The sequence below is a fragment of the Tenacibaculum sp. IMCC1 genome (genome assembly GCF_054906355.1).
On record NZ_CM142818.1, the window covers coordinates 889,016 to 901,735 of the forward strand.

A 12,720-nucleotide genomic window follows, 5' to 3' on the forward strand; every position below is an offset into this window, starting at 1 on the left:
CTCGCCAATTAGCGAGTCTCTTGGATAGTTTATAAAACTACCACTTTAACAACAATTAATAGTTAATAACGAATGAAAAAATTAGTTCCAGCCTCCTCCTAAGGCTTTATATACTTTTACATTTGCTAATAATTGATCTCTTTTCGTCTCTATAATTTCAATTTTAGACTCTAATGCTTCTCTTTGTGTTAACAACACTTCTGTATATTCTGCTCTAGCTGACTTAAACAAACGAATAGAAAGATCTATAGATTCGTTTAGCGCTTCAACTTGTTGCTTTTTTAAATCGTAACTGTTTTTCAAGTTGTCTATTTTTGAAAGCTCGTTGGCTACTTCTAAATACGCATTTAAAATAGCTCTTTCGTATTCGTAAACAGCTTGTAATTGTTTATTGTTGGCTGTTTTATAAGCTGCTTTTATCGCATTTCTATTGATTAAAGGCCCTACAATATCACCTGCTAAAGAATAGACTAACGATTCTGGTGTTGATGTTAAAAACTTAGGTTTAAATGCTTGTAACCCCACTCCTGCTTTAATTCCTATTGATGGATAAAAATTAGCTCGTGCTATTTTAGTATTTAATTTAGCTGCTGCTAACTCGTATTCGGCTCTCCTTAAATCGGGTCTGTTTTGTAATAGTTGTGATGGAATTCCTGCTTTTACTCCTTCAATAGGTTTATCTATAAAATTATCTGAGTTTCTTTCTATAGGTTGTGGGTATCTTCCTACTAAAAAGTTAATTTTATTTTCAGTTTCTACTATCTCTTGTTGAAGTTCATATAGGTGACTTTGGTTTTTAAGTACACTCGCTTCAAACCTACGTACTGCCAATTCAGTTGTTCTTGCAGCTTGTTTTTGAAGCTTCACCATTTGCAATGCATTTTTTTGAATTTCTAAGTTTTGTGAGACCATAGATAATTCATTATCTAATGCTACTAATTCGTAATATGAATTTGCAATTTCTGAAACCAAATTAGTTACCATAAAGTTTTTTCCTTCAACACTAGCTAAGTATTCTAGTACTGCTACTTTCTTCTCATTTCGTAACTTCTTCCAAACATCTAACTCCCATGAAGCAGAAAGTCCTATTGAAAAATCAGTTAATGGCTCTGGAAATTTTTCATCTTCGCGAATATTTAAATTTTCTTCAACGGCTCCATTTCTAGTATACTTCCCTACCTTTTCTACTTCTGCCCCGGCATACATATTTACAAATGGTAAATACTCACCTTTTTTTGCCTTGATATTATTTTTTGAAATAGCTACTTGTTGTAACATTATGTTCAACTCTTGGTTGTTTGATAAAGCTGTATCTATCAGAGAAATTAAATGTGAGTCTGAAAAAAAGTCACGCCATTTAATAGTAGCTGTATTTAATGAATCTGCAGGTTGGTTCTTAAAATTCTCTGGTACCGCCTTATTTTCTTCTCTTACTACTTGATTTGATACACAAGAGCACAAAACTAAGAGGGTAAGCACACTTAAAAAGTGTGCTTTTTTTATTACAAATAAACTTCTTTGTTTAGTTTTCATTGTTTTCTCTTTTAATTATTTTCTTTAGAAGTTTTTTAAGCTCTGCTATTTTAGCTTTTGTTTTACTTCCTTCAACTTCATTTATTCTTATAAATTCTTCAGAAACTGGTTCGCTCGATTCGTCTTTAATTAAGCTTCTTCCATCACTCATTTTAGCAAATATGTAATAGAGACCTGGTATAATTAAAACTCCGAAAATTGTACCTATTAACATTCCTCCTAAAGCCGATCCACCAATAGTTCTGTTACCAATAGCTCCTGCTCCGTGAGCTATAACTAACGGTATTAACCCTGCGATAAATGCAAATGAAGTCATTAAAATTGGTCTGAATCGTTCTTTAGCTCCTTCAATAGCTGCTTCAAAAATTGTAGCTCCTTGACTTCGTTTTAGTACCGCAAATTCTACAATTAACACTGCATTTTTACCTAATAAACCGACCAGCATTATTATACCAATTTGTGCATATACGTCATTAGCTAAGCCCATTAATTTTAATAGTGTAAATGACCCATACACTCCTACTGGAAGCGAGAATATTACAGCTAATGGCAGTATAAAGCTTTCATATTGTGCTGCTAATACAAAATATACAAAGGCTAATACAATGATGAAAATATACACTGATTCATTACCTCTTTGTGCTTCATCATAAGTAAGTCCTTCCCAAGCTACATCATAACCTCTTGGTAATTCTTTTACTGCTACTTCTTTAATTGCGTTAATAGCATCTCCACTTGTGTATCCTGGTGCTGGTAACCCTCTAATAGCTGCTGAATTATATAAATTGTATCGTGTTATCTCATTAGGTCCTAGTTTTTTTTCTAAACTCATGAACGCTGAATAAGGCACCATTTCTCCTTCTTCATTTTTAACATATAGTTTTTCTAAATCTGAAGGAATTCTTCTGTATTCTGGTGCTGCTTGTGTATATACTTTAAAGAATCTACCAAAACGAATAAAACCTTGTTCATAGGTACTACCTATTAAAATGTTTAGGTTTTCCATGGCTTTACCAATGGTCACTCCTTTTTGCATCGCTTTTTTATTGTCGATTTTTAATTCGTACTGCGGATAGTTTGCAGAATAAAAAGTAAATAACCCTGTAAGCTCTTTTCGTTTTGATAACGACTCCATGAATTTGTTATTGATACGTTCAAACTCGTGGTAGTCTGTTGAGTTTGTTTTATCTAATAAACGCATTGAGAATCCTCCTGAAGATCCAAAACCTGGTACTGCTGGTGGTTCAAAATATTCTATAACCGCTCCTAAGTCTTTAGTTTCTTCTTCTAGTTCTTCCATGATTTCATGAACTGAATGATGACGTTCTGACCATGGTTTCAAGTTAATTAAACAGGTACCTGCATTTGACCCTCTACCTTCGGTCATAATTTCATATCCTGCCAAAGATGAAACTGACTCTACTCCCTCAGTTTCTTCACAAATTTGTTGTAGTTTTCTTGCTACTTCGTTTGTACGTTCTAAGGTAGCACCTGGTGGTGTTTGAATAATAGCATAGATCATTCCTTGATCTTCACTAGGAATAAAACCTGCTGGTAATGTTTTATTGGTAATAAATATTCCTGCACAGAAAGCTAGTAATACTCCAAAGGTTAACATTCTTCTTGCTACGATTCTGTTTAACACTTTTACATATCTTCCTGTAAGTTTTTCAAACCCTTTGTTAAACCAATCAATAAATTTATCTATTATTGATTTTTTTCTTTCTTTTCCGTGGTTATTCTTCAACATTATTGCACACAATACTGGTGTTAATGTTAATGCTACCACTGCTGAAATAATGATAGAACCCGCCATTGTTATAGAGAATTGTCTGTAGAAAACTCCTACGGGCCCTGTCATAAATGAAATTGGAACAAATACCGAAACCATAACCAATGTAATTGCTAAAATAGCTCCTCCTATTTCTCCTAATGCTGCCTTAGATGCTTGGTAAGGCGTAAGATGCTCTTTCTCCATTTTTAAATGGACTGCTTCTACCACCACAATAGCATCATCTACCACAATACCAATGGCTAATACTAATGCAAACAAGGTAATTAAGTTTATTGAAAGCCCAAAAAGTTGCATTACAAAGAACGCTCCAATTAAAGATACTGGTACTGCTATAATTGGAATTAAGGTTGATCGTAAATCTCCTAAGAAGAGAAACACCACAATTGCCACTAAAACAAAGGCATCTCTAAGTGTATGTATTACTTGTTCTATTGAGGCATCTAAAAAGTTAGAAACGTCATAACTAATTTTAAAATCAATCCCTGGTGGTAGATCTTCTTTTAATTCTTTTAGTTTTTCTTTTACCGATGCTATTACATCACTACCATTACTTCCAAAGGTTTGTTTTAAAACAATAGATGCTGATGGATGCCCATCTAAGTTTGAGTAAATATCGAAGAATTCACTCCCTAATTTTACTTCGGCAACATCTTTTAACTTTAAAATTTCTCCTTCTTCATTTGCTCGAATAATAATGTCTTTATACTGATCTGGTTCGTTATACCTGTTTTGATAGGTAAGTACGTATTCTAGTGATTGTGATTTGATTCCTGAACTTCTTCCTAATCTTCCGGGTCTTGCCAAAATACTTTGGTCTTCCATCGCTTCTAAAATTTCTTCTGCAGAAATATTATAGGCTCTCATTCGGTCGGGTTTTAACCAAACTCTCATCGCATATTTTCTACTTCCTAAAATTTTAGCACTGGCGATACCGTTGATTCGTTGAATTTCTGGTATCATTTTGGTATATGCATAGTTGTATAGGAACTTTTCATCGTTATTTTTTTCTTTACTAAAAAGGTTCACATACATTAACATACTTGGTTGTACTGGAGTAATAATTACTCCTTCTCGCTGTACTAATTCAGGTAATAAAGGCATTACTTGATCTACCCTTGTTTTTACCCTTACTACTGCTTGGTTGGGATCTGTACCGGGTTCAAAAATTACACGTAAGGTTCCTTCTCCTGCACTTGTAGCATCAGAAGCGATATAACGCATTCCTTGTACTCCATTGATTGCTGTTTCTAGAGGAATTAGTGTTGAGTTTACCAATACATCTGCACTTGAACCTGGGTATGCTATAAATATGTTTACCGTGGTTGGTGCAATTTGTGGAAACTGTGATATTGGGAGTTGTTTTATTGATAACAACCCTGTAAAAACAACTATTATCGAAATAACAATTGCTAGTACTGGTCTTTTTATAAATTGACTAAACATGTTTTGTTGAATTTTAGTTTTTGATTACTCTGCATATAAGTCTAAACTAGACATTACAGCATTTGGCTCTTTAAACTCAACATGTATCTTTTGTTGATCTTTTACCATACGGATTCCTTCTAACAATATTTTATCGTTTTCTGTAAGTCCTTTTTCTACTATAAATAAGTGTGGTAATTCTGCTTCTACAGTAATTTCTCGTTGTTTTACTGTATTGTTTTTATCTACTACAAAAACATATTTTTTATCTAATACTTCAAAAGTGGCTTTTTGTGGAATTATTAAAGCTCCTTCGTATGGAACTTCCATTAAAATACTTCCTGTTTCTCCGTGTCTTAAAATTCCATCTGGATTTGGGAAAGTTGCTCTAAAGGCAATGTTTCCTGTTTCATTGTTAAACTCTCCTTCAATCGTTTCTACTATTCCTTTTTGATTGAATGGTTTGTTATTTGCCATTAAAAGTGTTACTTCTTTTTTCTTGTCTTTATCTTGACTCATTATATAGTCTAGATATTCTGTTTCTGGCACATTAAAATATACCCACATTTTACTGTTGTCTGATAGTGTTGTTAGGAGTTCTCCTTCATCTAACAAACTTCCTTTTCTAACGTGTAGATGATCCATTATACCATTAAACGGAGCCTTAATACTTGTAAAACCCAGGTGTGTTTGGGCTAGCATTACTTCAGCTTTTGCTTTTTCGTAATTTGCTTTTGCTAAGGCTAATTCGTTTTTAGAAACTACGTTTCCATCTGCTAATAATTCCGTGTTTTTATATTCAATTTCAGCAGCTTTTGCTTCTGCTTTTGCTTTTTGTAAATCTGCCTTATAAACATTTGCTGATATTTGAAACATGTTTTGTCCTTTTTTTACATGCTGTCCTTCATCAACAAATACTTTCTTTAAATATCCTTTTTCAAGCGCCCTCAATTCTATGTGCTGAATGGCATGTATTTGACTTACATAATCTTTGGTTATTGATGTATCTTTTTTAATGGGATTGGTTACAAGGAACTTTGTTTCTGGGTGTTTAGATTCCTTTTTTGATTCGCAGCTAATGTTTATTAATAGCGCAAATAGACTCATGAAAATGAAGTTTTTTTTCATTTTTTGTATATATTTGTAAAGTTAGAGTGAGTGTGTAACCATTGAATACCAATGGTTATTCTAAAAATTTAATTAAATTTTTATGTGTGGGTATGTAAAGTAAACTAAATAAAAGCTTTAGGTTTACTTTACCGAAGAGGGTATCAAATTATAAAAACTTGAAATTTAATATGCAATTTTAAAATAGTACTATAAGTGTACTCTTTAAAACGTTGTGCTTTTTCTTTTACTACACAAAACTGGCACTCAAAAAACTGCGCATGTAAAATGGCTGATAAGTAACTTCCGAATTTTGACAAACTTTCATCTACTTCATTTTCGTCTTGGGTTTTGTCTTCAATTTCACTGATTTCGAAATAACTCTCCCTTTCAGAATCTTGATATTTTTCGCTAAAAACGTAATTACTGATGTGTTGAATAATAAATTGTGGCTCTTCTTTTACGTTTACAGATTTAAAAGTAGCCACTGAGGTAGTTGTATCAAAAGTCTTTTGGTCTGCATATGATGTAGACCATCCTTTTAATAAAAGTATTAATAAAAATAGATATTTATTAAATGTATTACTCATTTCAATCGGCAAAATTATAGATATATATTCATTTAACAAATAATTCGTATTGTAAAATATTTATAAAACAAAAAAACTCGCCGATTGACGAGTTTTAATAGTATGTTTTTTAGAATATAAAGCTATTCTTTATAAACTCCCATATTTTCGTATTTCTCCATACGCTGAGCTATCAACTCTTTATCTTTAAGCTTATTAAGTTCTTCGTACGCTTTTATAATTTGCTCTTTAACAGCTTTAAAAGTTCCTTCACGGTCAGAGTGTGCACCTCCTAAAGGTTCTTTTATGATATCATCAACTATTTTTAATTTCATACCATCTTCTGCCGTTAATTTTAATGCTTCTGCTGCTTTTTCTTTTTCTGACCAACTACGCCATAAAATAGAAGAACAGTTTTCAGGTGAGATAACTGAATACCAAGAGTTTTCTAACATATATACTCTATCTCCTACTCCTATTCCTAAAGCTCCCCCTGAAGCTCCTTCTCCAATAATTATGGTAATAATTGGAGTTTTTAAGCGAGTCATTTCAAAGATGTTACGAGCAATTGCTTCTCCTTGTCCACGTTCTTCAGCTTCTAATCCTGGGTAAGCACCTGGAGTATCTACTAAAGTTACTACTGGTATTCCAAATTTTTCAGCCATACGCATTAAACGTAATGCTTTACGGTATCCTTCTGGGTTTGCCATACCAAAGTTACGATATTGACGTGTTTTGGTATTGTATCCTTTTTGCTGACCTATGAACATAAAAGATTGGTCTCCAATCTTACCTAGTCCTCCAATCATAGCTTTATCATCTTTTACACTACGGTCACCGTGTAATTCCATAAATGTATCTCCACAAAGTGCTTTGATATAATCTAAGGTATAAGGACGATTTGGATGACGAGATAACTGTACGCGTTGCCATGCCGTTAAATTCTTATATATATCTTTCTTAGCTTTTTCTAATTTTTTTTCAATCTTCTGACATGTAGCTGTAACGTCTACATCACTTTCTTTTCCTATATCAAAACATTTTGCCAACTGATCTTCTAGCTCTTTTATTGGCATTTCAAAATCTAAATATTCCATTGTATTCTTGTATATAGTTTGATTTTCTAATTTACTAGTTAGTTGTTTGTAAAGGCAAACATACTAAAAAATTGTACAGTTTACCTTCATCACTTTTCTTAAAATATTATTTTTTTATAATTTTCTTTTTTATGGAAGAAACATTTTTGAGTACTCCATTTAATAATACTACTATTAAAACAATACAAGCCCCGTAATAAAACTCTGGATTCATTTGTTCTTTTTCTCCAAATATTAATAATGCTAAAATAATAGCGTATATAGGTTCTAAATTAATCGTGAGCATTACTGTATAAGGTGTTAAATACCTCATTACTTGCACTGAAGCTATAAAAGCATAGGCTGTACAAATACTACTTAAAATGAATAAATATATCCAGTCACTTGTTTGTAATTGAAAAAACTCTATTGAAAATTTTTGTGTAAATAATAAATATATAGTTACTCCTAAAACTCCAAATAATAACTGATAAAATGAAATAGTATTTGCTTCGTGTTTTTTTATAAACAAACCGTTTAGTACTGAAAATAATGCGGAGAGAAATGCTGAAATTAATGCATAAATAATACCTAGTGTATACTGACTTTCAAAATTAAAAATAATGTACAATCCCATTATTACTAACAAGCCTAATACTATTTCTATTGTTTTTATTCTTCTTTTAAAAAAGAAAGGTTCTATAAATGAGGCAAAAAAAGCTCCAGTACTCATCATTACTAAAGCTACAGATACATTTGATACTTTTATTGCTTTGAAAAATGTTATCCAGTGTACTGCTATAATTACTCCTGAAATGGCAAACTTAATTAATGCTTTTTTTTCTACTTTAAATGACTTCTTCCTTATTAAAAAATATAAAGCAATAAAACCTACTGCTAACAACATTCTAAACCAAACTAAAGGTACTGCATCAATTGATATTAATGCGCCTAAAATAGCTGTAAACCCCCAAATAAATACGATTAAATGTAAGAGTAAGTAATTCTTTAATTTATCTCCTTGCATTGAAATATAAATAAACAGCGTATAAACCAAATACCACATTAGGTCCCCAAACATTTAACAATGCATTTGCTCCTGCTACAGCTCCTAATACTTCTGCTACTTTTAAAAAGAATACATAAATAAACATAACGCTTATACCTATTGCTAAATTAACTCCTATGCCTCCTCTAGTTTTCCTATGTGCTAGTCCTACCGCAATTAACGTTAATATGTAGCTCGCAATTGGTAAACTTGTTCTCTTATATAGTTCTACTAAATAAGCATTTAAGTTTTTTATTCCTCTTTTTCTAGACACTTCAATAAACTTAATCAACTCTGGTGAGTTCATTTCTTGTGCCATTATATTTTTATAATTAAAATCTTCTGGTGTAAATGTAAATGTAGTATCTAAACTTTTCCCCGAAAAGATACTATCTCTTTCTTTAAAAATTTTTCGTTCTTTCCAGTTATATAATTTAAACGTACTATCTTTTTCCTTCCAATTAATATTATCAGCTATAAGTTTCTTTTTTAATTTAATACCGTCATATAAATCTATTGAAAAATTATAGCCTGAATTTCTTTTTAAATCAAAACTTTGAATGTATACATAAGTACTATCATTCAATTGTAAGCTAAACTCTCGGATGGAATTATCTGCATACTTTTTTTTCTTTAAATACTTCTTTTCAAAAGCTTTTCGTGTTTTACTACTTGAGGGTACAAAAAAATGGTTCATTGAGAGTGCTATTGCACAAACTATAGTTGCTCCTATAAAATATGGAAATAAAAAACGTGTGAATGATACTTGTGAGCTATTGATTGCTACAATTTCTGTGTTACTTGCCAGCTTAGAAGTAAATAGTATAACTGCTATAAACAATGCTAATGGCATAAATGTATTAGCATAGTAAATAATAAAGTTTTTATAGTAATCGTTAACTATTTCAAACAATGTTAAATTTTCTTCTCGTAAAAACTTATCAACTTTTTCTGCAATATCAATAGCTACCGCAATAGGTATTAAAATAAGTAATGTAAACAGAAAAGTTACTAAGTAACGTTTTAATATGTACCAATCTAGTATTTTCAAATTACAAACGTTTATCCATTTGTTTTACCATTTTGTCTTTCCATTCAGTAAAATCTCCTGCTATTATGTGTTTACGTGCTTCACGAACTAACCATAAATAAAACCCTAGGTTATGAATAGAAGCTATCTGCTTTCCTAACATTTCTCTTGCAGCAAATAAGTGACGTAAATAGGCTTTAGAATACATGGTATCTACCCAAGTAATGCCCATTTCATCAATTGGAGAAAAATCGTTTTCCCACTTTTTATTTTTAATATTTATGCTACCGTGTGCTGTAAATAACATTCCGTTACGTGCATTACGAGTTGGCATTACGCAATCGAACATATCAACTCCTAACGCTATGTTTTCTAAAATATTAATTGGTGTACCAACTCCCATTAAATAACGTGGTTTGCCTTCTGGTAAAATTTCAGTAACCACTTCTGTCATTGCATACATTTCTTCAGCAGGTTCTCCTACTGATAATCCTCCTATCGCATTTCCTTCTGCTCCTGAGTTTGCTATATACTCTGCTGATTGCTTACGTAAATCTTTGTATGTACTTCCTTGTACAATTGGAAATAAAGACTGACTATATCCATATTTTGGAGGCGTGTTCTCAAAGTGTTTTATACAACGATCTAACCAACGGTGAGTCATGTGCATAGATCGTTTTGCATAGTTATAATCACAAGGGTATGGCGTACACTCATCAAAAGCCATAATTATATCTGCTCCAATGGTACGCTGTGTTTCCATTACATTTTCTGGTGTAAAAAAATGTGTAGAGCCGTCAATATGACTTTTAAACTTTACTCCTTCTTCATTTATCTTCCTTCTTCCTGACAAAGAGTATACTTGATATCCTCCACTATCAGTTAAAATATTACGATCCCAATTCATGAACTTATGTAAGCCTCCTGCAGCTTCTAAAGTTTCTAATTTTGGACGTAAGTATAAATGATATGTATTTCCTAAAATAATATCAGGATTGATTTCATCTTTTAATTCTGATTGATGTACTCCTTTAACCGTAGCTACTGTACCTACAGGCATGAATATTGGAGTTTCTATAGTTCCATGATCAGTAGTAATAACGCCTGCGCGTGCTTTACTTTTTGGATCGGTTATTTTTAAGTCAAATTGCATAAGTGGCAAAGATACACATGTAAGTTGAATGTTTAAAAGTAGATAGTTAAAAGTTTCTTATTACTAATTTTTAACTTTTTCTTCTTCTTCCAAACTTGGATTTAAAACTTGCTTCCTTCTTTGGTTGTTTGTTATTTTGAGGAGAGGCTTTTTGATTCTTTTTTTCTGCTTCTTCGTATGTTTTTGACGAACCTGCTACGAGTTTATTAATTTCATCCATTTCTTTAGATGATAATTCACGCCACTCTCCTACTTTTAAACTTCCTAAAGTTACGTTCATAATACGTGTGCGTTTTAATTTCTTTACATCATATCCTAAGTATTCACACATACGTCTTATTTGACGATTTAAGCCTTGTACTAAAATTATTTTAAATGTGGTATCATTTATACGTTCTACCTTGCATTTCTTTGTTACAGTTCCTAAAATAGGAATTCCATTACTCATTCTTTTTATAAAGCGCTCATCAAAAGGTTTGTTTACCGTAACAATGTATTCTTTTTCGTGGTTATTCCCTGCTCGTAATATTTTGTTTACAATATCTCCTTCATTGGTTAAAAAAATTAATCCTTCTGAAGGTTTATCTAAGCGACCAATAGGAAATAGTCGTTGTGGATGCCCCACAAATTTCACGATATTTTTACGTTCTTTACTATCAGTAGTACAAACAATGCCTTTAGGTTTGTTTAATGCTATATGTATCGTTTTGGGTTTTGCTTTTAATGGTTTTCCATCAATTTTTACCACATCTCCTTCATGAACTCTGTTTCCTAACTGGGTAGGGTTTCCATTTATGGTAACTCTTCCTTCCGTAATAAAGCGTTCTGCTTCACGACGTGAACAAATACCTGTACTACTAATGTACTTGTTAAGGTTTATTGATGTATCGTTATTATTGTTTTCCATGTAATCAAAAAAAAGACAGTCTCAAAAGTACTAAATATTGTCATTTCACGAATTAAGAGAATCAGATTTCTCGACTTCGCTCGAAATGACATACTTTCGAGACTGTCTTGTATGTTTTAGATTTTATCTTTTAAAACATGATCATTTTTTGTGTACAACGTGCTAAACTTGGTCTTCTTTCATAATCAAACCCAAGTGTAATCATGTGTGTTCCGTAATTATAATCTTGTGTTTTATTCATATTGATACTAAAACCATACGACATGTAAAGATTATTTTTCTTTAAACCAAGTAATGGTGCAATAGCATTTGGTTGAAAAAACTGGTCATTTAAGAACGTATAACTTAAACCAGCCCAAACATATCCATCTCTAATTCCTCTTCTTGCTTTAATATTCATATCTGTTCTAGAGCGTTTATCGGCTTCTCTATACTCTACTAGCATTGATGGCTCTAACTCAAAGTTTCTGCTTAATTTCGTAAAGGTGTAAGATGTAAAAAGCACATACTTTCTTAGTACTTCTGGTTCACCGGTTTGAAAATCCTCTATCTCTTTATTTAAGATGTTCATAATGTTTGCACTAATACTAAATCGTTCGTAACGATATAACAAACCTACATCAAAGTTTGAATTGTTTAAAGTTCTGTTTGATACTGTTTGTCCTGAGTTATTTTCTGATGTATCAATACCAAATTGCGTAAAGCTATAACTTAAAGCAAACGATAGAAAACTATCATGAAAGTCACTTAATGTTAAGTGACTTGCAAATGACAATTTTGCTCCTTTTTGAGTGGTATACCCGTTTTTATCATTAAATAACGTGATTCCTCCACCAAAAGTATCTGCGATACGTGCTTCAACTGTTAATGATTGTGTATCGGGTGCGTCTTTAACTCCAATCCACTGGCTTACTCCATTTAATCTAACCTGTAAACCTGTTCCTATACCTGCATAGGTTGGGGAAATTAAAAATGGATTGTCTGCCAAATGACTTACATATTGGGGTAATTCTACTTCTTGTGCAGTAAGTTTTACACTACTAAATACTACACTTAAAATTATTACTATTTTTCTCATTT

At 32.0% G+C, this 12,720-nt stretch carries 10 protein-coding genes; all 10 read right to left on the reverse strand.

The window, feature by feature from the left end; translation table 11 throughout:
* Nucleotides 1–81 precede the first annotated feature (81 nt).
* Nucleotides 82–1,533, reverse strand: coding sequence for a TolC family protein (locus ACXIHB_RS04125; RefSeq protein WP_462098981.1), 1,452 nt, complete (start codon nt 1,531–1,533; stop codon nt 82–84).
* Complete coding sequence (locus ACXIHB_RS04130) at nt 1,523–4,771, reverse strand: efflux RND transporter permease subunit (protein WP_462098982.1); 3,249 nt, start codon at nt 4,769–4,771, stop codon at nt 1,523–1,525. The genes ACXIHB_RS04125 and ACXIHB_RS04130 overlap by 11 nt, the downstream gene beginning before the upstream one ends.
* A gap of 24 nt (nt 4,772–4,795) precedes the next feature.
* The gene (locus ACXIHB_RS04135) at nt 4,796–5,878 is read right to left on the reverse strand and encodes an efflux RND transporter periplasmic adaptor subunit (RefSeq protein ID WP_159490825.1); all 1,083 of its coding nucleotides are present in this window, start codon (nt 5,876–5,878) and stop codon (nt 4,796–4,798) included.
* A 143-nt stretch (nt 5,879–6,021) separates the two neighbouring features.
* Entirely contained in the window at nt 6,022–6,447 is a 426-nt protein-coding gene (locus tag ACXIHB_RS04140) for a hypothetical protein (protein WP_167713985.1), read from the reverse strand.
* A 122-nt stretch (nt 6,448–6,569) separates the two neighbouring features.
* Nucleotides 6,570–7,523 (reverse strand): acetyl-CoA carboxylase carboxyltransferase subunit alpha, encoded by a 954-nt coding sequence (locus ACXIHB_RS04145; protein WP_047789401.1) that lies wholly within the window; start codon nt 7,521–7,523, stop codon nt 6,570–6,572.
* Between the two features lie 106 nt (nt 7,524–7,629).
* Complete coding sequence (locus ACXIHB_RS04150; RefSeq protein WP_047789400.1) at nt 7,630–8,529, reverse strand: DMT family transporter; 900 nt, start codon at nt 8,527–8,529, stop codon at nt 7,630–7,632.
* A complete protein-coding gene (locus ACXIHB_RS04155; RefSeq protein ID WP_047789399.1) occupies nt 8,516–9,601 on the reverse strand; it encodes an LptF/LptG family permease in 1,086 nt (361 codons plus the stop codon). The genes ACXIHB_RS04150 and ACXIHB_RS04155 overlap by 14 nt, the downstream gene beginning before the upstream one ends.
* Before the next feature lies 1 nt (nt 9,602).
* Complete coding sequence (gene tgt, locus ACXIHB_RS04160) at nt 9,603–10,733, reverse strand: tRNA guanosine(34) transglycosylase Tgt (protein ID WP_462099330.1); 1,131 nt, start codon at nt 10,731–10,733, stop codon at nt 9,603–9,605.
* A gap of 70 nt (nt 10,734–10,803) precedes the next feature.
* Entirely contained in the window at nt 10,804–11,640 is an 837-nt protein-coding gene (gene rluF / locus ACXIHB_RS04165; RefSeq protein WP_462098983.1) for a 23S rRNA pseudouridine(2604) synthase RluF, read from the reverse strand.
* 130 nt (nt 11,641–11,770) lie between these two features.
* Nucleotides 11,771–12,718 (reverse strand): PorP/SprF family type IX secretion system membrane protein, encoded by a 948-nt coding sequence (locus ACXIHB_RS04170; RefSeq protein WP_047789396.1) that lies wholly within the window; start codon nt 12,716–12,718, stop codon nt 11,771–11,773.
* Between the last annotated feature and the right edge of the window lie 2 nt (nt 12,719–12,720).